At 33.8% G+C, this 21,674-nt stretch carries 19 protein-coding genes; 12 read left to right on the forward strand and 7 right to left on the reverse strand.

Annotated elements, in window-relative coordinates:
- Positions 1-4: 4 nt before the first annotated feature.
- The 4 genes from DNU06_RS16380 to DNU06_RS16395 all read left to right on the forward strand — a co-directional run bounded on the left by DNU06_RS16380 (position 5) and on the right by DNU06_RS16395 (position 3,511).
- Complete coding sequence (locus DNU06_RS16380) at positions 5-1,342, forward strand: MATE family efflux transporter (protein ID WP_158526932.1); 1,338 nt, start codon at positions 5-7, stop codon at positions 1,340-1,342.
- A complete protein-coding gene (fmt, locus tag DNU06_RS16385; protein ID WP_111064588.1) occupies positions 1,335-2,282 on the forward strand; it encodes a methionyl-tRNA formyltransferase in 948 nt (315 codons plus the stop codon). The genes DNU06_RS16380 and fmt overlap by 8 nt, the downstream gene beginning before the upstream one ends.
- Positions 2,283-2,422: 140 nt before the next feature.
- Entirely contained in the window at positions 2,423-2,713 is a 291-nt protein-coding gene (locus tag DNU06_RS16390) for an HU family DNA-binding protein (protein ID WP_317048253.1), read from the forward strand.
- A 96-nt stretch (positions 2,714-2,809) separates the two neighbouring features.
- Complete coding sequence (locus DNU06_RS16395) at positions 2,810-3,511, forward strand: RluA family pseudouridine synthase (protein ID WP_111064590.1); 702 nt, start codon at positions 2,810-2,812, stop codon at positions 3,509-3,511.
- A gap of 6 nt (positions 3,512-3,517) precedes the next feature.
- Here DNU06_RS16395 and DNU06_RS16400 read toward each other — a convergent pair whose 3' ends face one another.
- Positions 3,518-4,705: a THUMP domain-containing class I SAM-dependent RNA methyltransferase gene (locus tag DNU06_RS16400; protein ID WP_158526933.1), complete on the reverse strand. Its 1,188-nt coding sequence runs from the start codon at positions 4,703-4,705 to the stop codon at positions 3,518-3,520.
- Positions 4,706-4,785: 80 nt separating this feature from the next.
- Between DNU06_RS16400 and DNU06_RS16405 the strand changes: the two genes are divergently transcribed.
- The gene (locus tag DNU06_RS16405; protein ID WP_111064592.1) at positions 4,786-7,065 is read left to right on the forward strand and encodes a patatin-like phospholipase family protein; all 2,280 of its coding nucleotides are present in this window, start codon (positions 4,786-4,788) and stop codon (positions 7,063-7,065) included.
- 4 nt (positions 7,066-7,069) lie between these two features.
- Positions 7,070-7,576, forward strand: coding sequence for a phosphoribosyltransferase family protein (locus DNU06_RS16410; RefSeq protein WP_111064593.1), 507 nt, complete (start codon positions 7,070-7,072; stop codon positions 7,574-7,576).
- Here DNU06_RS16410 and DNU06_RS16415 read toward each other — a convergent pair.
- From DNU06_RS16415 to DNU06_RS16425, 3 genes are read right to left on the reverse strand one after another with little or no spacing between them, the layout of a single operon-like run.
- Positions 7,573-8,730, reverse strand: a complete 1,158-nt coding sequence (locus DNU06_RS16415; protein ID WP_111064614.1) for a 3-hydroxyacyl-CoA dehydrogenase NAD-binding domain-containing protein — start codon at positions 8,728-8,730, stop codon at positions 7,573-7,575. The genes DNU06_RS16410 and DNU06_RS16415 overlap by 4 nt on opposite strands.
- A 29-nt stretch (positions 8,731-8,759) precedes the next feature.
- Entirely contained in the window at positions 8,760-9,587 is an 828-nt protein-coding gene (locus DNU06_RS16420; RefSeq protein WP_111064594.1) for a hypothetical protein, read from the reverse strand.
- An 11-nt stretch (positions 9,588-9,598) separates the two neighbouring features.
- Complete coding sequence (locus tag DNU06_RS16425; RefSeq protein ID WP_111064595.1) at positions 9,599-10,375, reverse strand: enoyl-CoA hydratase-related protein; 777 nt, start codon at positions 10,373-10,375, stop codon at positions 9,599-9,601.
- Between the two features lie 134 nt (positions 10,376-10,509).
- Here DNU06_RS16425 and DNU06_RS16430 point away from each other — a divergent pair, with 134 nt between their 5' ends.
- The 4 genes from DNU06_RS16430 to DNU06_RS16445 are packed head-to-tail and all read left to right on the forward strand — an operon-like array spanning position 10,510 to position 16,206.
- Entirely contained in the window at positions 10,510-12,684 is a 2,175-nt protein-coding gene (locus tag DNU06_RS16430; RefSeq protein WP_111064596.1) for a B12-binding domain-containing radical SAM protein, read from the forward strand.
- A 15-nt stretch (positions 12,685-12,699) separates the two neighbouring features.
- Positions 12,700-13,764 carry a bifunctional 3-deoxy-7-phosphoheptulonate synthase/chorismate mutase type II gene (locus tag DNU06_RS16435; protein WP_111064597.1) on the forward strand — a complete coding sequence of 355 codons (1,065 nt, stop codon included), beginning with the start codon at positions 12,700-12,702 and terminating at the stop codon, positions 13,762-13,764.
- Positions 13,757-15,013, forward strand: coding sequence for a 3-phosphoshikimate 1-carboxyvinyltransferase (gene aroA / locus DNU06_RS16440; RefSeq protein WP_158526934.1), 1,257 nt, complete (start codon positions 13,757-13,759; stop codon positions 15,011-15,013). The genes DNU06_RS16435 and aroA overlap by 8 nt, the downstream gene beginning before the upstream one ends.
- Complete coding sequence (locus tag DNU06_RS16445; RefSeq protein ID WP_111064599.1) at positions 15,010-16,206, forward strand: sensor histidine kinase; 1,197 nt, start codon at positions 15,010-15,012, stop codon at positions 16,204-16,206. The genes aroA and DNU06_RS16445 overlap by 4 nt, the downstream gene beginning before the upstream one ends.
- Here the strand turns inward: DNU06_RS16445 and DNU06_RS16450 are convergent.
- The 3 genes from DNU06_RS16450 to DNU06_RS16460 form a co-directional block, all read right to left on the reverse strand.
- Entirely contained in the window at positions 16,200-17,780 is a 1,581-nt protein-coding gene (locus DNU06_RS16450; RefSeq protein WP_111064600.1) for a PspC domain-containing protein, read from the reverse strand. The genes DNU06_RS16445 and DNU06_RS16450 overlap by 7 nt on opposite strands.
- 3 nt (positions 17,781-17,783) lie before the next feature.
- On the reverse strand, positions 17,784-18,110 hold the full coding sequence (locus DNU06_RS16455) for a PadR family transcriptional regulator (RefSeq protein ID WP_111064615.1): 327 nt from the start codon (positions 18,108-18,110) through the stop codon (positions 17,784-17,786).
- Between the two features lie 242 nt (positions 18,111-18,352).
- Positions 18,353-19,897, reverse strand: coding sequence for a hypothetical protein (locus tag DNU06_RS16460; RefSeq protein ID WP_111064601.1), 1,545 nt, complete (start codon positions 19,895-19,897; stop codon positions 18,353-18,355).
- A 146-nt stretch (positions 19,898-20,043) separates the two neighbouring features.
- Here DNU06_RS16460 and DNU06_RS16465 point away from each other — a divergent pair, with 146 nt between their 5' ends.
- Both DNU06_RS16465 and leuC read left to right on the forward strand, forming a co-directional pair.
- The gene (locus tag DNU06_RS16465) at positions 20,044-20,304 is read left to right on the forward strand and encodes a hypothetical protein (RefSeq protein ID WP_111064602.1); all 261 of its coding nucleotides are present in this window, start codon (positions 20,044-20,046) and stop codon (positions 20,302-20,304) included.
- On the forward strand, positions 20,301-21,674 hold the full coding sequence (gene leuC / locus DNU06_RS16470; RefSeq protein ID WP_111064603.1) for a 3-isopropylmalate dehydratase large subunit: 1,374 nt from the start codon (positions 20,301-20,303) through the stop codon (positions 21,672-21,674). The genes DNU06_RS16465 and leuC overlap by 4 nt, the downstream gene beginning before the upstream one ends.

Genomic DNA, 21,674 nt, shown 5'->3' on the forward strand with positions numbered 1-21,674 from the left:
TATAATGTTAAAAGTAGACAAAAAAAGTATAATTCAAATTGCTATTCCAATAATGTTGGGGACTTTCATCCAAAACATTGTCATGATTACAGATGCGATTTTGGTAAATAAGTTAGGTACAGTAGCCTTTGATGCTGCCAACAACGCCGGCTTATTGTATTTAGTGTTTTTCATGCTAAACAAGGGCTTGGGAGATGGAACACAAATTCAGATTGCGAATGAATTTGGCAAAAACAAACCATTTGCCATTAACAGAACTTTAAACCATTCTTTTGTCATTCAAATGACATTATCCATTGTATTTATTGGCATATTATTTTTGCTTATCCCTCTTTTCACGCAAAATTTTGTAGCCAACAAGCCCATTGGTGAAGCCATGGAAACATTTTTAAATTACCGCATGTATGGTTTAATTTTTGCCGGTATCCAAGTGAGCATCATGTCTTTTTTTATAGGTATAGGAAAAACAAAAATCATTATTTATGCTTCTTTATTTTTAGCTGTTCTTAATATTTTCTTAGACTTTGGCTTAATTTTCGGCCGATTTGGCTTACCAGAAATGGGACTAGCTGGCGCTGCACTTGCCTCTACAATTTCGGAAGCAGCTACCTGTTTATTATTATTTTATTATTTAATTAAAAGTAAACATTTAAAAGGTTTTGAATTCACTTGGGTGAAACAATTTGAAAGCAGTAGGTTTAAGCAATTAATAAAACTCAGTTATCCTTTAATGATTGGTGGATTTTTATCTATTGCTGTTTGGTTTGTATTTTTTAGCATGATAGAACAAGGGAGCGCCTTTAATTTAGAAGTATCCCATGTAGTAAGAAATTTATTTTTTATTTCCTTTATTCCTATTTTTGGATTTGGCGCTACAACACGAACCTATGTTTCTTACTTTCATGGGAAGAAAAATCCAATCCAAATAAAAAAGTCGATTAAACAAATGTTGATTTTGAGTGTAGTTTTCTATTTGCTATTTTTTCATGGTGCCATACTCTACCCCCATTTATTAGTACGTTTAATTTCAGACAATCCATTAGTCATTGAAAAATCAGCAGAAATACTACAATTGGTATTTGGGTCTATGCTTATATTTTCGGTAGTCGCCATTCTCTATAATTCTGTTTCCGCTTTAGGTAAGACTTTTCATGCCATGCTCATTGAAATTGTTTCTATCCTTATTTATTTAATTTTCTCTTACCAAGTGATACTCGTTTACCAATGGGATATATTTTATATATGGACCGTTGAATATATTTACTTTCTGGTGACAGGCATATTATCTGTTATATATTTGTGGCATTATTATAAAAAAATGAATCGATACTATTATGAGTAAAAAAGTAATATTCATGGGAACACCCGACTTTGCAGTAGCATCTTTAAAGTCGTTAATTGAAACTGGAATAGATGTTTTAGCGGTTGTCACAGCACCGGACCGACCAGCCGGCAGGGGACAAAAATTAAAAGCTTCGGCAGTTAAAGAATTTGCTTTAACCCAAAATATTCCAGTCTTGCAACCGGAAAAATTGAAATCACCAGACTTTATAGCAGCGTTAAAAGCTTACCAAGCGGATCTTTTTGTTGTCGTTGCGTTTAGAATGCTTCCAGAAATGGTATGGGACATGCCTAAATTAGGAACCATTAACTTGCATGGATCCTTGCTGCCGAGATACCGTGGTGCGGCGCCTATTAATTGGGCAGTTATAAATGGGGATACACAAACAGGAGTCACTACCTTTTTTATTGAAAAGGAAATTGATACTGGAAAAATAATTGATTTTTCAAAAATTGACATAGCACCTAACGATACTGCAGGGGATATACATGATCGATTAATGGTTGTTGGGGCAAAGTTATTAAGTAAAACCGTTGGTCAAATATTTGATGGTACAGCCACTGCAATTGATCAGCCTGCTGCAGAAGCAACACATGCACCTAAAATTTTCAAACCCGATTGTCTCATAAAATGGGACAATACCGTAAAAGCTACCCACAATAAAATAAGGGGCCTTTCTCCCTACCCAACGGCATATACTATATTATATAAGGAAGGTCAACAAAAAAACCTAAAAATATTTGAGAGTAAACCTGCCAAAATTATTAATTCGAATAAGGAATCCATAGTAGTCAACGAAGAAGGATTATTCTTTCTTTGTACAGATGGCTATTTAAAAATAGAAAACTTACAATTAGAAGGAAAAACGAGAATGAAAACTTCAGATTTTCTAAAAGGTTTCGATATTCTACAATGGCACCTTGCAAACCCGCACCAATAAAGCAATGCCGAAAAAGTGCGAAATATGGGGGTTTATTAACAATCAACCACTTTTATTAACAAAATAAAGGAATTTTCCCTTGAAACGCTTGAAAGTTAAGGATTTTAAATATATATTCGTTTCAAATAAATGTTTAACCAATTTTAAAAAACAAAAAAATGAACAAATCAGAATTAGTAGATGCAATTGCAGACAACTCAGGATTATCAAAAGCTGACTCAAAAAGAGCTTTAGAAGGATTTATTACTGCTACAGAAGGAGCACTTAAAAAAGGTGATAAAATCTCTTTAGTTGGATTTGGATCTTTCTCTGTTTCTAATAGAGCAGCTAGAACTGGAAGAAACCCACAAACTGGTAAAGAAATTAATATCGCAGCAAAAAATGTTGTTAAATTTAAAGCGGGAGCTGATTTATCAACTAAAGTAAACTAATTACAGCATTTACTATAGAAAGGTCTCCGATAAGGAGGCCTTTTTTTTTGTCATTGATTTATCTATTTGTACTTTTAGCCAATTAATTTTATACTTATGTCCAAGCCATACCAACCCGAAGTTTTATTCGAAGACAACCACATTCTTATTATCAATAAAAAAAGTGGGGACATAGTACAGGGGGACAAAACGGGAGACCTTCCTTTAAATGACTTGCTCAAAGAATATTTAAAAATAAAATACAATAAGCCTGGTAATGTATACCTAGGTACTGTTCACCGATTAGACAGACCCACCTCTGGCATTGTAATGTTTGCAAAAACGAGTAAAGCTTTAACTCGATTAAATAAAATGTTTCAAGACAAAGAGATTAATAAAATATATTGGGCCATTACCGAAGCACACCCCCCCCAAAAAACGGGTTATTTAGTAGACCATCTATTAAAAAATGAAAAACAAAATAAAAGCTACCCGCACATTAAACCGGTAGACAAAAGTAAAAAAGCAGAATTAGAATATACTTATAAAGGAAAAGGAGACCGCTATTTTTACTTAGAAATCAATCCACTTACAGGTAGACACCACCAAATAAGAGTGCAATTGTCTAACATTAAATGTATTATAAAAGGTGATTTAAAGTATGGTGCTAAGCGACCGAATAAAGATGGATCCATTCATTTACATGCTCGAAAATTAATTTTTGAACATCCAATAAAAAAGGAAATGGTTAGCATTATTGCACCAGTACCTAACGATCCGCTTTGGCTTGATTTCCAAACCAAAGCAGCCGATAAGTAATCGTAATTATTTTTTCGTTTTAGGTCTTCTTCCTCTTGGTTCCGTAATTCTAGTTTTATGTTCTTTTAAGCTACCTGGGAAAATTTCATATTTTCTGAAATCACATTCTAAATCCCCATTATATACTCTGATTTTTTTAGCAGGCTTTAAACCAACAGACTTTAATCCATCTGTACTAGAACTAATTATCCAGCAATCGAAACCACCCATTTTGTGTTTAAAGAAAGTGCCAATTTCACCATAAAACTCTTCCAATGCTTCAATTTCTAAACGTTCACCATAAGGAGGATTGCAAATTAACACCCCTTTATCACTTGGTGCTTCTTGGTCTTTAAAATCTTTTGCTTCAAATTTTAAAATATTATCCACTGGCAGCATTCTAGAGTTTTCTCTTGAATTAAGAATCATTTGTGTATCCGTATCCGACCCAATTATTTTAAATTTTAAACCCGCTTTTGGTTTTCTTGGAATCTCATCTTGCAAAGCTTCAAATAAATTTACATCATAATCTTTCCAATGTTTAAAACCAAAGTTTTTTCTTTCAATCATTGGTGGTAAATCATTGGCCATCAAAGCTGCTTCAATTGGAATGGTACCAGACCCACAAAAAGGATCGATCAAATCTGAATTTCTATCCCAACCAGATCGCATAATTAAGGCTGCTGCAACAATTTCATTTAAAGGTGCTTCACCAACACTCTTTCTATATCCTCTTTGAAATAAAGGCGCCCCAGAGCTATTTAGAGATACCGTACACTCATTGTCTTGAATGTGTAAATCAAAAACGACATTAGGTTTAGATTTATCTACGTCTGGCCTTTTATTAAAACTATCTCTAAAGTGATCTGCAATGGCATCTTTTAACAATAGTAAAGGATATTGAGAGTGATTAAATTCTTTGGAATTTACCGCCCCTTTTACAGCAAAAGATTTTGTAACAGAGAAATAAGTACTATATTTAATGTAACTCAATTTCTTTTTTAAATCATCTTCATCTCTAAATTGAAAAGTTTCAATAGGCATTAAAACAGATATTGCAGTACGTAGCCAAATATTTGAACGATAAAGTAACTCTTTATTACCTTCATACTTTACCATTCTATTACCTTTCTCAATGTTTTTTGCTCCTAAGGCTTTTAACTCTTCTTCCAATAGGTCTTCAAATCCAAAAAACGTTTTCGCTACAATTTGCATATTTTTTTTTCTGCAAATATAAGCACTTATCATTTGATATTATTTTCTTTTAAAAAAAGAAAACTTACTTTTGCTTACATATGAAGAAAATGCTGTCTATTTTATTGATTTTTTATTCCTTTTTTGGAATGACTCAAAAAATTGGTCTAGTATTTAGTGGTGGTGGTGCAACTGGTTTTGCCCATATCGGTGTTTTAAAAGCACTGGAAGAGAACAATATCCCAATTGACTATATTACAGGTACTTCTGCTGGAGCTTTGGTTGGTGCTTTATATGCTTCTGGACTTAGCCCCTTACAAATTGAGGCCATTGCAAAGTCTGAAAAATTCTTTTTAATGTCCCAAGGATTAATTGAAGAAGAATATAAATTCTATTTGCACAATGCAGATATTGATGCAGAATTATTATCCATAAAACTTTCAAAAGATTCCATTATTCAAAAATCTTTACCCACAAATTTACTCAATTCGACCTATTTGGACTTGGAATTGTTACATTTATTAGGCGTTAATCCAAGTGCAACGAATAATTCATTCGACAGTTTGTTTATTCCTTTTAGATGTATTGCTTCAGACATCACCACCAAAGAAAGCATTACGTTTAGAAAGGGCAGTTTAAATATGGCAGTCAGGGCCTCTATGGCTTATCCTTTTTTTTTGAGTCCCGTTAAATTAGATGGTAGACTACTTTTTGATGGTGGTTTATACAATAACTTCCCAGCAAATAGTTTACTTGATGAGTTCAATATAGATTTTATCATTGGCAGTAATGTTTCCTATAATGAACCACCACCATTAGATGACGATTTAATGTCTCAAGTAAGAAACTTATTCTCCCAGCATTCTAATTACAATTTACCCTGTGAAAATGGTGTCATCATATCTCCTGATTTAGGGAACATAGGTACTTTTGATTTTGACCAAATTGATAGTGCGATAGCGATTGGCTATCAAGCCGCATTATTAAAAGTGGACTCTATTAAATCCCAAATATTCAGAATTGAAAATAAAGAGGATTTAAAAGCAAGAAGAAAAAAATACCTGGACAAAAAAATAAAATTTTCTTTTGATGCAATTGAAACAACGGGAATAAATGCAAATGAAAGCGCTTATATAAACCGAAAGTTGATGAAACTAAAGAAGGAAAATGGTATAAATTACGAAACTTTAAAATACCGGTATTTAAAACTATACCAGTCTGATTATATTCATTCCTTTTCTCCAAGTATTGAGGCCTATAAAGATTCCACCCAAACACTTGGGTTATACGTCCGGAAAGAAAAACCTTTAAAAGCTTCCTTTGGCGGACATTTTTCTTCTCGCCCGGTCAATACTGGGTTTTTAAAGCTATCCTATAACGATTTTAAAATCACCCCAGTATCGGTTTATGCAAATGCCTATTTTGGTAATTTTTATGGTTCTATTAAAACAGGACTTAAATTACACTTACCCACCAAAAACGAGACCTATATAGAGCCTATGTATAGTAGAAGTCGTTGGGATTACTTTACCAATTTTGCTATATTTTTTGAAGATGTGCAACCTTCATTTTTAATATTAGATGAATCTTTTTGGGGCGTAAAATACAATGTGGAAGTTGCTACAAAAGGAAAGTTAGAGTTTAGTTTTAAAAATGGCGTTAACAATTATGAATACTATCAGTCTTCCGATTACCTAGATAATGATACTGTTGATGTTACCAGCATGCTATTCTATTCTCCAGGGATTAAATATACCAGAAACACTTTTAACAGAAAATCTTTTGAATCTAGTGGTTCTTTGTTTGAAATTTCTTCACGATATGTACATGCAATCGAAAACACTGTTCCAGGATCTACTTCTCCAAATAATATTTCACAGGACAATACTTTTAGAAACTGGGTTTATTTGGATTTAAAATATGTCGATTACTTTTTAGATTATAAAAATTATCGACTAGGATTTTATCTGGAGGGGTATTACGCCTACAAACCTAATTTGCATAATTATACAGTATCCAAGTTGTCTGCACAAAACTTTAACCCTTTTCCTGATGCACAAACTGTTTATTACGAAGATTATCGCTCTAACGAATATGCGGCAATAGGGTTAATTAATATTTTCACCCTAAAAGATAAATTAGATTTAAGAATTGAAGCGTACCTATTTCAACCTTTAAAAAGTATGTTAAATGAAAATGGAGAAACTTCATTTTCAAAACCATTTGCCAGTCGGTTTGAATTAGCTTCCGCCTCCTTAATTTACCATTCCTTTGTTGGTCCTATCCGTGCCACCGTCAATTATTACGGACAGCAAGAAAAACCACTTTCTTTACAACTTAGTTACGGGTATGTATTGTTTAATGAACGCAGTGTAAAATAATTTTATGAAAACAGAAATTTTAAACCAGTCACAAATCAAACAAAGAATTGAACGGATTGCCTTTCAAATTTATGAGAATTTTTACAAGGAAGACCAGTTATTCATAGGCGGTATTGATGGTAACGGGTTTATTTTTGCCGAACGCTTAGTCGTTGCATTAAAGAAAATTGCAGCAGATGATTTTAAGGGTGGCATACATTTATTCAACATTAAAATAAACAAAGATGCGCCTCTAACAGTACCCATTGTGATGGATATTTCATTAGAAGATTTAAAAGGCGCCAATGTTATTTTAGTAGATGATGTGATTAACTCTGGCAGGACTTTAATTCATGCAGTACGCCATTTATTATCTACCAATATTCATTCTATAAAGACCGCTGTTTTAGTCAACAGAACGCACCGAAGGTTTCCAATTTCGGCTGACTTTGAAGGGATGGCAATTTCTACCACCCTTCAAGACAAGATTAAAGTTCAATTTGGTAAACAGGAATCTGCTTACTTGGTTTAAAAAGTAAACACTTCCTTATTTTTCACCATTCTTCTCAACAATACAGAAGGACGGTATCTATCGTCCCCGTATTCATTGTGTAAATTTTCCAACTGAGACAACACATTTTCTAAACCTATTTCATTGGCCCAAGCCAACAATCCTTTTGGATAGTTCACCCCTTTGGTCATGGCTAAATCAACATCTTTAGTAGAGGCAATATTTAAGAAAACAGCATCTACTGCTTCGTTAATCAGCATTACTAAAATTCTATTTAATATTTCTGTACCTAGTATTTTATCTTCCTTCGGTAAAGCTTTCTCTGCTCCCTCGGCATAATTAAAGTAACCCCTACCCGACTTTCTACCAAGCCAACCTGCTTCTGCATGTCTTTTTTGTGTAAAAGAAGGTCTATAACGTGGGTCGTAATAAAAAGCTTTAAAAACAGACTCTGTTACCGTATAATTAATATCATTACCTATGTAATCCATCAAAGTAAATGGGCCCATTCTAAATCCACCCAACTCAGTCATTGCCCAATCAATGGTTGCAAAATCAGCAACACCTTCTTCATATATTTTTAATGCTTCCCCGTAAAATGGTCTTGCTACACGATTGACAATAAAACCAGGTGTATCTTTAGTTAAAACCGTCACTTTTTTCCATGAATCGATTAAATATTTGGTTTTATTTAATTTATTTTCATCTGTTTGTACTGCTGGAATAATTTCTACCAAAGGCATTAATGGCGCGGGGTTAAAAAAGTGGATTCCCATTACTCTTTCTGGTTGCTTGCATGCTGCTGCAATGGAAGCAATGGATAAGGAAGAGGTGTTGGAAGCCAAGACACAAGTATCATTTACAATATTTTCTAAAGTAGCAAAAACATCCTTTTTTACTTTAATATTTTCCACAATGGCTTCAATTACTAGACCAGCATTCTTAAAGTCACCCATGTCTGTGGAATAATTTATTCTTCTTTGAATATCATTGGCCTCTAATTCCGACAATCTACCTTTTTCCACCAACCTGAGCATAACTTTACCCAAGTTAGCTTTCGCTTTACTTAACTGTTCCTCACTTAAATCACACAACACCACTTTATGTCCTGCTTGTGATGCTACTTGTGCAATTCCTGCCCCCATTGATCCTGCTCCTAATACGCCAATTTCAATCATTTTTCTATAAAATTTTAAATAAATTATTACTTTTTAATCGCCGGTTTAAATACAAAACCAATATTACCACCAGCTCCTTTTGATATATTTCTTCCTGCCAACATGTAAGATAGTCCACCAAAAACACCTAAGTATTGATTGATTGGCTTATAAAATGTCCCTCCTATTTTGTGATAACTGACCCCTAATTCTCTAAAAGAAGGTGGCGCTGGCGTACCTAGATAATCGAAACCTCCAATTCCATGTTGCCCATCATACCAAACATCTGCATACCATTTTGCTTTAGCTAAACCAACTTTCAATGCAAAGGGAATGGCGTCCGGTACAGGTTCAAACTTGTAATTATAGCCGCCTTGTAAGGTTGCAAACCAACCGGAATTCGCCTGATAATGAATGACTGGTCTAAGGTCAATTGTTTTGGCTTGTTGTCCAATTGCATTGCCTCCAGCAGTCTGATAATCGTTGATATTGGCTGAAAAACCTGCAGCAAATATTAAGTTCAGTTTACCTAAGTTATGGTCACCCGCTTTTAATGAAATGGATGTAATGTGGTATTTAATAAATAAAGCTGGATCTTGAATACTCTTTTCAGCACTATTTACACTTACGTAAGGTACCGAAAAATTCACATCTAATTTATCCGTAATCCCATAGGCGAAAAAAGCGCTAAAGCTCAAAATATCTCTTGATAGGTTTATCAAATTATTTCCAGCATAATACTGCTTATTGGCTTCATAATTGCTACCCAAGGCAATATCTAAATTACCTTTTCCTTTTAAAAAACCATCCACTCTGCCTTGTCCAAAAGTGAAAACGCTGCACCAAATGAACCATCCAATTATTAATTGCTTCATGCTTAACTGTTCTATTTCCCTTTAAATGTAGGCTTTCTTTTTTCTAAAAAAGCATTCACACCTTCATTATAATCATAGGTTTCTCCAGCAATGGTTTGCAATTCGCCTTCTAAGGCCAATTGTTGATTTAAATCATTATTGAAAGATTGATTCAACGCTCTTTTAGTTAACCCCAATCCTTTGGTGGGCATTTTAGCTAGTTTTTCAGCAATTTTTTTTGCGCCTTCTACAAACTCTGCCTCAGAAAATGCTTGATAAATCATCCCCATAGCCACAGCATCATTTGCAGCAATTTTATCCCCCAACATCATTAAAGCTGTTGCACGCTGCATACCAATTAAACGGGGTAAAAAATAAGTCCCTGCAGAATCTGGAATTAAGCCAATTTTACTAAAAGCTTGAATAAAACTCGCAGCTTCATGTGCCACACAAATATCACAAGCCAATGCTATATTTGCTCCAGCACCAGCTGCGACACCATTTACTGCAGCGATTATTGGTTTTTCAATACTTCTTAACCTCGCTACAATTGGATTGTAATGGTCGCTCACTATCGAACTCAATTCTGGTCCATTCGGATCAGTTACTTCTTGTAAATCTTGACCAGCACAAAAAGCCTTTCCTTCTCCTGTAATATGTATTGCTCTTACTTCGTCGTTTGCATTGCACTCGTCTAATATTTTGTGCAGACTAAAAGCCATTTCTTGGTTAAAACTATTAAAAACAGTTGGACGATTTAATGTAATGTAGCCAACGTTATTAGATATTTGGAATGAAATACTGCTCATATGATGTTATTTTTCTGCTAAAATAATGATTTTAGCACAAAAAATTCAATCTTTAAAAATGATTTATGATTCTGTCTTAAGAATTAATCTAGATTCGGTAATTTACTGTAAATTTGAATTAAATTCCCTTCGTTTTGACAAAAGATATTTTATTAATTACTCCCCCTTTTACACAATTGAACACGCCATATCCAGCAACGGCTTATTTAAAAGGTTTTTTAAACACCCAAAATATTTCTGTCGCACAACTTGATTTGGGAATTGATGTCATACTAAATATTTTTTCAACCCAAGGTTTAATTGCGCTTTTCGAAAAGGTAACTTGGGAAAATTGCAGTGAACAAAGTCGGCGATTTATTGATTTAAAAGAAGATTATATTGGTAGTATAGATGCAACTATTCATTTTTTGCAAGGCCAGAACCCAACTTTAGCAAACGCAATTGTACAAGAAGGTTTTTTACCAGAAGGACCCAGATTTAATGATTTGGAAGACTTAGACTGGGCATTTGGTCAAATGGGACAGCAAGACAAGGCAAAGCATTTAGCCACCTTGTATTTAGAAGACATTTCCGACTTTATTGTCGAAAATATTGATCCACTTTTCGGGTTTAGTCGCTATGCAGAAAGAATGAGTCAAAGTGCCAATAATTTTGATGAGATTTATGATTTTATTCAAAAAGAGGATAGTTATATTCATCAAGTCACACTTGAAATACTTGGTACCGAAATCAGAAAAACACAACCCCAGTTGGTCGCATTATCGATTCCATTTCCTGGCAATTTAGTCGCTGGTTTGAAATGTGCACAACATATAAAAAAAATAGCCCCCAACACAAAAATTGTCATGGGGGGTGGTTACCCAAATACAGAGTTAAGGAGCATTAAAGATCCAAGAGTTTTTGAGTGGATTGATTTTATTACTTTAGATGATGGAGAGGCACCCATTTTACAATTAATAAAGCATGTACAGTCACAAACCAATTTAAAGACTTTAAAAAGAACATTGACCTTGGTAGATGGACTTGTCACCTATTTTGACAATCCAGTTATCGCAGACTTTAAACAAGAAGATGTTGGTACACCAGATTATAGTGATTTAAAAATAAAGTCCTACATTTCCGTGATTGAGGTCACAAATCCCATGCATAGTTTATGGAGTGATGGCCGGTGGAACAAGCTTACTTTAGCCCATGGTTGTTATTGGCGAAAATGTACCTTTTGTGACATTAGTTTATCTTATATAAAAGACTATGAACCAAATTCTGCGGCCATGCTCGTAGATAGAATGGAGGAATTAATAGCAGCAACTGGCGAGACAGGCTTTCATTTTGTGGATGAAGCGGCTCCACCTTCCTTAATGCGAGAATTGGCTTTGACCATCCTGCACAGAAAATTAAGTGTTTCTTGGTGGACAAATATTCGATTTGAAAAAAGCTTTTCTGCCGATTTATGTCAGTTACTTAAAGCTTCAGGTTGTATTGCTGTTTCAGGTGGAATTGAAGTAGCTTCGGATCGCTTATTAAAGTTAATTGACAAAGGGGTAGATTTACAACAACTCGCTACAGTAACGCAAAATTTTTCAGCAGCTGGAATTTTAGTACATGGTTATTTAATGTACGGTTTTCCTACACAAACAGATGCGGAAACCATCAATAGTTTAGAAGTCGTTCGACAGCTATTTGAGGCAAATTTGGTGCAATCTGGTTTTTGGCATCAATTTGCCATGACCGCACATAGTCCTATCGGCATAAATCCGGAAAGATTTAAAGTATTGGCTACAAAGGAAGACAAAGGAAGCTTTGCTAATAACGATATTCCACACCAAGATACTTCTGGAGTAGACCACCAAAAATACAGTCAAGGATTAAAAACATCTTTACATAACTACATGCGCGGGACCGGTTTTGATCTACCACTAAAAACATGGTTTGACTTTCATATAAAACCAACAACTTTAGCCCAAAACTTTATTGAACTTGCCCTTGAAAACAGTCCAGCCGTAGCGATTAAACCAACTTCAAAAATAGTATGGCTTGGTCCAAAAATCATACTTGATAGAATGGTGCAAATTAAAAGCAATAAATACGCTTTGAAAATAAACACAAAAAATAACCAGTTTGAAATAAAAGGCAAGCAAGAGGTTTTAAACTTAACTGCCCTCCTATTAGAAAAATGTCACATTTCCAACGCAGCTAGTTGCAGAATAAAAGACTTAGATACTATATTCACCCCCAATTATGATCTTTCTGATTTTTTAGGTTCAAAAAACTTTGAATATTTGAATGAAAACGGATTATTGATATTATAAAATTCATGAGCACCTATGTTTAAAAAAACGGACAAACCCTATATAATTGCAGGACCTTGCAGTGTAGAAAGTGAGCAACAAATTGACTACATAGCGACTGCCTTGGCCAAAGATGGCAACACGAATTTATTAAGGGGAGGAATTTGGAAACCAAGGACTAGACCGAACACATTTGAGGGGGTTGGGTCTGTAGGACTAGCATGGCTTGTAGCGGCAGGAAAAAAAGCAAAGCTACCTACTGCCACCGAAGTGGCAAATGCAAAGCATGTTGAGGAAGCTTTAAAGGCGGGTATTGATGTATTATGGATTGGTGCTAGAACTACCGTAAATCCCTTTTCAGTTCAAGAAATCGCGGATGCCATTCAAGGGACAAATATTCCAATTATGATCAAAAACCCCATTACTCCTGATTTAGATTTATGGGTAGGTGCCATAGAAAGAATTCAAGGAGCTGGGGTGACAGATATTGCTGCGATTCACCGGGGATTTTCTTCCTATGAGAAAACTAAATATCGGAATGTTCCAAATTGGGGCATCCCAGTTGGACTAATGCAAGCTTTTCCAGGCTTACCCATTATTTGTGACCCCAGTCATATTGGTGGAACAAGGGAGTTAATTTTACCTATATCCCAAAAAGCAATGGACATGAACATGACTGGCTTAATGGTAGAAGTACACCATGAACCAAACAAGGCCTTGAGTGATGCACAACAACAAGTTACACCAGCTAATTTTAAAAACATACTAGAGAAAATAATCATCCGTGAATTAACACCAAATACGGGGGAAAATTCTATATTAGAAAACTTAAGAGGTAAAATAGATGAAATTGATGCGGATTTACTTAAAAATCTTATCAAAAGATTTGAAGTAATTGATGCTATAGGACAGTTTAAAAAAGATAATAACATGACTATTTTACAAGTAGATAGATGGTCAGAAATATTAAGAACAAGAACTAAATTTGGCTTAAATAATGGATTAAGTGAGAAATTTGTAGAGGGAATTTTAAAAAGTATCCATAAAGAATCTGTCGCAAGACAAACCAAAATATTAAATAAAACCAAGGAGATTGAGTAAATTCATCCACATAAATGATACCATACAAACGGTTAAAGCACCGACTTCTAAAAGTATTGGACAAAGGGTACTATTTGCTGCAGCTTTAGCAAATACAAGCTCAAAAATACTTGGCATTAACCAAAGTGATGATGTGCAAAACATCTTAAAAATTATTACCCAATTAGGCGCTGAAATTATTTGGGAAAATGAACAAATCACCATCCTTCCTAAAAAAGGAAAAATTGCTTACGAGTTGTCTGTTGGAGAATCGGGATTAGGCACCCGGTTGAGTGTCCCTATCGTAAGTCATTTCAATAAAAATTACACCATAACTGGAACGGGTACCCTTTTGAATAGACCAATGCATTGGTTTAAAAAATACCTTCCTGAAATGGGTTTAAAAGTGCAATTAAACAACAATTACTTACCCATTCAAGTAGAAGGAAAGCTAAAAGGTGGTAACTATACCGTGGATGGTAATTTAAGTTCTCAGTACATTTCTGGCTTATTAATGGCTTTACCATTGTGCGCAGAAGATTCCGTATTGCAGGTAGAAAACGCTGTCAGTACTCCTTATATTGACATTACCATAGCTGTTTTAGCAAAATATGGTATCTCTATTCAAAATAACGATTATTTATCTTATCATATCAAAGGTAAACAGACCTATACTCCACCTTTGAATACCTTTACCATTGAAGGAGATTTTAGTGGGGCTGCTTGTTGGATTGTTTATGGATTACTTTCTAAAAATGGGATCACAATTGAGAATCTAAATCCAAATTCTACACAAGCCGATATTGCGATTTTAAAAGTCGTTCATTTAGTTGGCGGAAAAATAAAATGGGAGAACAATACCTTAAAAATAATTCCGCCAGAAGTATTAAAACCTTTTGAATTTAATGCTGAAAATTGTCCAGATTTATTTCCTGTATTAGCAAGTTTAGCTGCCGGAATACAAGGTAAATCGACCATATTTGGTACGGAAAGATTAAGGTATAAAGAGTCCGATAGAGCTACTGTATTAATAGAAGAGTTTGCCAAATTAGGTTTAACCATTAAAGCAGGCGACAATGTTTTAAAAATATATGGTGAAGGGAATTTAAATTCTGGTCAAATTAATTCTCATAAAGACCATAGAATAGCCATGGCTTTTGCCATTGCATCCTTACTTACACCTCACGGACTATATATTACGGATCCTGAATGTGTTAATAAAAGTTACCCTAATTTTTGGGAAGCTACAATTGTAAATTTGAAACCATGACAACGGAACAAAATGTAGGAGAATTAAAAAGATTAAAATTGACTGAAAATGTTTATTTTATTGCCATCATATGCTTCCTACTAATTGTTTTTTCTGCTTATTTCGATCAAAAAATGTATTTTATTCAAGCACTTGGGTCATTATTTATAGCGACCATTTGTTATACAATTGTTAAAAAAACAAAGAATTATAAACTAGCGGTGTTTACCAATATTGGATACGCGGTAATCATCCATATAATAGGTTTTATTTCGGGTACTTACATTGGAAATCATGGCGGTATGTTTTGGATTATCAACATCACTTTATTTGCATTTTATACGGTGGGTAAAAGGGGCGCCTTATTTTACTTAGTTTTTAACATCATGAGTTTAATCTCCCTTAAAATTCTTATCACTTTACAAATCGCTCCTCCTATGAACGATTTATTCTTAAGCCCTGATTTTCCTGCAGTAAAATATGTGTTAAATCTACTTGCTTGTACGATCATATTTATATTTATGATAAATAAAATATTAAAAGATTTTGAACAATCCCAAAACGCCCTCATACAATCTAATAATTCTCTTAAAATAAACACCTTAGAGAAAACAACCATGATTAAAGAAATCCATCACCGCGTTAAAAATAATTTACAAGTTATTATAAGTCTTTTGCGTTTACAATTGTACAAAATTGATAAAGAAGATGCACTTACAGCCCCCTTTAAAGATTCTATCTACAGAATATCTACCATGGCCTTGATACATGAAGAACTTTATAGAGGAGACAAGGTAAATGATTTAGACCTCCAATTTTATTTAGAAAACTTGTGTGCAGATTTAATCAGTTCATATGCTACAAATTGTGCGGTTTCCACACAAATTCAAACAGAAATAAATAGGTTACATATGGATGATATGGTACCACTATCTTTAATCATGAATGAACTCATCACGAATTCAATTAAACACGGTTTTATACATAAAAAAGAAGGTAGTATTACGATTCAAATCCTTAAGCAAGAAAATGGCATCACTTTTAAGTACCAAGATACAGGAACATGGATACCACCTTCTAAACCAAATTCGTTCGGAATAGAATTAATTGAAACTTTGATAGAGCATTTTGACGGATCTTATGAAATTGATACTGCCCATGGAACAACATTTACTTTTAAATTAAAATTAAACCACCTTTACAATAATCAATAATCTTCCCTGCAATTTTCACAGATTAATTTTCCATCCTTCGCTTTCCACCTCTTTTCAATAACTCGTCTGCCATACTTTGAATAATGTTTGTAATAATTATTGTGGTTAATATAAAAATCCACCTTATAAGCGTTTTCATTCAATACAACAATTGTATTCTCAGGTACTTTCACATAAACATCCACAGCTTGTCCCCTAAATTTTTGCGCGTTGTTTAACAACATGTATGAAGGCAATTGAATCACGCCGTCTACAATACGCAATTCATATTGTATTTGTACTGCATTTTCATTTGCACTCATTTGACTAATACCATGTGATTCTTTAATCACCTTTACTTCTATTCCATTGGTATCCGTAGTGGCTGACAAGTGAAGCGCAATATTTCGCAATCCAAATGAGTCTTGTTTTACATCCATAAATTGCGGTCCGAAATACAAACTATTATTCATAAAGTAATTGGATGGTCCATCCACAAACGCTATTTGAATTACTGCTTCCTTATTAGTCACTTCATAAGTCTTTTCAATTTCACCTTCATGTGTAAAGTGGACACCTGTTCTGACTCCTGCAATAAACAAAAAACAAACACTCAATGTAAATAGGATACCCAAGATAATTTTAAGCGCCTTAGGCACTTCTCCATTTAAATTAAATACCATTTTCACCCCTGCCAACAAGAATGATACCAGTGGAATAGCTAACATTACGACAATACTAACAAAGGCAATTTTAGCCAACAACACAGTTGGAAAAATGAGCAATGAAAAATCAAATAAACTATCGGCTATGATAAATGAAGTAAACGGAATGATGTCTTGATTCCCCATTAAATACAAGGTAAAAAAGAATAAAGCTACAATACTGGCTATGATAAATACGGTACCTATAATTTTTTGTAAAACAATGGCTACCTGGTTAGCTGTACTCACCGAGGAATCAACAAATTTATTTATTTTTTTATTGAATTTTTTTGACTTTAAGTTTTGATTAATATCGCGTCCTAATTGATTGAAATGAGATTTAATCGATTCTAAATTAATGTTTTCTCCGCTCATTTTTAATTTATCTGCTGTTGTTTTAGCTTCTGGAATCACCAACCATAAAATCAGATACAATAATAGTCCTGAGCCAGCAAACACAGTGAAGAGAACAAATAAAATCCTAATAAACAATGGATCCACATCAAAATATTTGGCTAATCCACTACATACCCCACCAACAGAAGCATTGTCCATGTCACGGTATAAGGACTTTCTATTATCATGAGCTGTATCTGAATGCGCACTTTGTTCCTGATTTTCAAAAGTTTCTTCTCCTTCTTGATAATCTTCTGGTTGTCCCATAATACCAATCAACTCTTCTATATTCCCTTCATCAATCACTTCTTTGGTACCCGCTAATTTCTCTTTAAAAATCTCTGCAATTCTCGCTTCAATATCATGCATAATTTCCGCTTGATCAGTTGCCAGATTATTTTCTACTGCGGCTAAATAAGCCCTTAATTGTTCATAGGCACCTTCTTCTATATTGAAAGCAAACCCACCTATATTTACTGATACTGTCTTTTTCATAACTTAAGCTTTTGAAATGGCATTAACGGCAAAAGCCAATTCTTCCCATGTTGTTTTTAAATCTTTTAAAAATAATTCTCCTGTAACGGTAATGCTGTAATATTTACGCGGAGGTCCGGCATTTGATTCTACCCAATTGTAACGCAACAATTCTGCATTTTTTAATCGGGTCAGTAAAGGATAAATAGTCCCCTCTACTACAATTAATTTTGCAGACTTTAATTCAGCTATTATTTCAGATGGATAGGCCTCTTTTTTTGAAAGCAACATCAATATGCAGTATTCTAAAATACCTTTCCGCATTTGTGCTTTCGTATTGTCGACTTTCATATTCGATTTTTTTACAAATCTAAACATTTATATAGTACTATGCAATACAAAGTACTATATAAAATAACAAATCATATACTAAAACACTAGTTATCTAGCATTAAAACAATATTTACATTCGTCAAATTTTGTTGTTTTTGAACAATTACACTGCATAAACCAAGGATTCTATACTTCAATATGGAAAGATATCCCATCCAATATCGACAGCCGCAATAAAAAAGTTTTGGCCAAAAAAAATATCAGTGCTCCCCTTTGTTCAACCTTTTTTGTAGTACCTCTTCAAGAGACAAGTTTTGAATTTTACTTTCTAGCCAAGCCAATAAATCAAGGTATAACAATGGTCTTCTTTCAAATTTATTAGTGAAAATAATTTCTAATTTATTTTTTAAGTCCCTAAAATCTTCCGTAATGTCGATTCGGTTCATATAGACGGAACGTTTTAAAAAACGCAATATTTCTATTTGTACTAATTGTAAATCTTTCACTTTTAACAAGTATCGATAAGTAGACCGGACTTGGTAATCAATTAAATCGTCATTACCCAATTCGTAATGTGCTATTAAATTTAAAATTCGAGCAAAACTTTGAATATCTTCCTTCAAATGGCTCATTTTATTATTGATAATTCTATTTAAATAATCAATACAGCCCTTATAGTCTGCCGCGCCAAATTTCATACAAGCCATTTTGTAATAAAGCACCAACTTTCTATGTTCATCTATATATATATCATAGCTAGAAATTTGTGCATCTAAATCATCCAGGTACATAATTCCTTTTGAAAATTCAGCATTTAAAAAATATTGATTGAGTCTGGCTGTTTCGAGATATAGAAAGGCTAATATTTTATTTTTTTGAGTGAAAATGGCAGTATTATCCGTAATAAAGTTATTTAACTCCATAAAATAAATAGAAAATCGCTGATTATCTTGACAAAAGAAAAGTGCCGAAATTAGGTTATGTAAGCCTTTCATATAAATGTCTGGAGTGATGGATTTAAAACTTGGCTCTTTTTCAAACACATTTATCCAAGCCCTTGAATACTTATAACATTGTTCAAAATTTTGCACAATAAAATGGTACCAAACATAAGATTCCAATTTATATACCTGTCCATAAAACCCCAATGTTAAGTCTTTTTCGAGCGGTAAACCTTGTTTAAAAAATAGGGTTACTTTTTTATAATCCGCATTGTTTCTTACGTGTCCAATTTTTAGGTATAAACCATAAAGTTGTAAAGAAAAGTCAGACCATTGGCTTTCCATATTGATCACTTTTCTAGTTTCTTGGGTCATTTGGGTCAACTCATCTGATCTAGTTTTGTGACTTCTGGTAATATATTGTGATTCGATAGATTTTTCAAATTCTAAAATCGCTAAAAACAAGGTTAATTTATTACTCGATTCCGCTAAAGTTCTAGCTTTAGCCAATTGCGCTAAACTTTGTAAAAAAAGACCTTTTTGGTATAATACTTTTGCAAAATCCACAATTTCACGAATGTGCAAATCCTCTTCTTTTCTATTCAGCAACCTTAAACTTACCAGTAATTGATCATATAAATGTGCTTTCAAATTAGAAAGCTGTGTCTTATTCACATGTGGAATCTTTTTCAGTAACTTTTCTTCATCATATTTTTGTTGTCCATCCAAGACCTTAAATAGCGCCAAAAATTTCAATTCTTTAGCTCCTGATGATCTTTTTGCATATAGCGTAAAATGGCGTTTCTCTGCTTTACTCAGCGATTTTATCAATACGAAAAGTTGGTTTGTTAACTGTTTAGACATTGGAAAAATTTACTGCCATTAAATACACCTTACCAGTAAGTTGCAATAATATAAAGATAGTTTAACATCCCAATAATCAAAAAAATTGACACGGTTATTTCTTTTATATTATCAATATTAGTCTTCTTGTAATCATTAAGCTAATCATGGTCCGTAAAAACACCCCAAATATTGGTATTTCTTCCAAAAGTAAAGAACAAAATTCTATAGGGATGTTATGCATAGCTAAAGAAAATAAAACTACAGATACATTGCAACAAACCTATGTTTATAGCATAGCATTGTCAACTGAATTTCTATCAGACAGAAGTGTGATGCAAACAGGAATGATGTTTTATCTAATATCTGCAAATCAAAACCCAATAAAAGACTATACTTATACTAACCGACTAATTACCAAAGCATGAGTCAAACAATATTTGAAAAAATATGGAATGCAAGGGTAGTAAAAAAAATATCGGAAGAATTAGATGTATTATATATTGACAAACATTTTATACATGAGGTTACCAGTCCACAGGCATTTAATGGATTAGAAAATAAAAACTTAAATTTATTTAGACCTGCACAAACTATTGCAACGGTGGACCATAACATTCCAACCAAAAAGCAACACCTCCCCATCCAAGACCCTTTGTCGAAGTTACAAGTTAGTACACTTGAAAATAATTGTGCAAAGCACGAAGTAAAATATTATGGTATTGGAGACCAACACAATGGAATAGTCCATGTTATTGGTCCAGAACTAGGCTTAACCCAACCAGGTATCACCATTGTTTGTGGTGATAGTCACACCAGTACCCATGGTGCTTTTGGTTGCATTGCTTTTGGAATTGGTGCCACTCAAATACAACAAGTATTTGCGGCACAATGTGTCATCATGTCACGTCCCAAAACCTTAGGCATAGAGGTAAAAGGAATAATAAATAGCAAGGTAACTGCAAAAGATTTAATATTACACATCATTAAAAAAGTTGGTGTAAATGGTGGGGCAGGCTATTTTATAGAATTTTTTGGAGAAGGAATTACCCACCTAAGCATGGAAGAAAGAATGACCATTTGTAATATGAGTATAGAAATGGGTGCTAGAGGAGGTTTGGTTGGACCAGATGAAACCACTTATCAATACCTGGAAGATAAACCTACGCTTCCAAAAGGAAAGGCTTTCGAAAAACTAAAAGAAAAATGGACGGCTCTTAATTCAGATAAAAATGCGGTCTTCGATAAAAAAATAACCATTCATGCCGAGTATGTCGAACCCATGATCACTTATGGAACTAGTCCCGACCAAAGTATTAGAATTAATGATATTATCACCAAAAAAAATAAGGAAACAGATGCCTTAAAATACATGAATTTTAAAGTAGGAGAAAGTCTAATAGATAAAAAAATAAACTATGTTTTTATTGGCAGTTGCACCAATGGTAGGATTGAGGATTTACGTTTGGTTGCCAAAATAATAAAAGGTAAACGAAAAGCTAAAAGTGTAAAAATGTGGATAGTACCAGGCTCTCAAATCGTTAGTAAACAAGCTGCTAATGAAGGACTGGTCGAAATTTTTAAATCCTTTGGTGCCGAATTTAGATCCCCTGGTTGTTCGGCTTGTTTGGCAATGAATGATGACAAAATTCCCATGGGCGCTTTATGTATCTCTACTTCTAATAGAAACTATGAAGGTAGACAAGGAAAAGGGGCAAGAACCATCCTTGCTAGTCCCGCCACAGCAGCCGTGGCAGCAATACATGGAACGATAAAAGACCCACGACAATATTTATAA

The sequence above is a fragment of the Putridiphycobacter roseus genome (assembly GCF_003234935.1).
GTDB lineage: Bacteria > Bacteroidota > Bacteroidia > Flavobacteriales_D > Crocinitomicaceae > Putridiphycobacter > Putridiphycobacter roseus.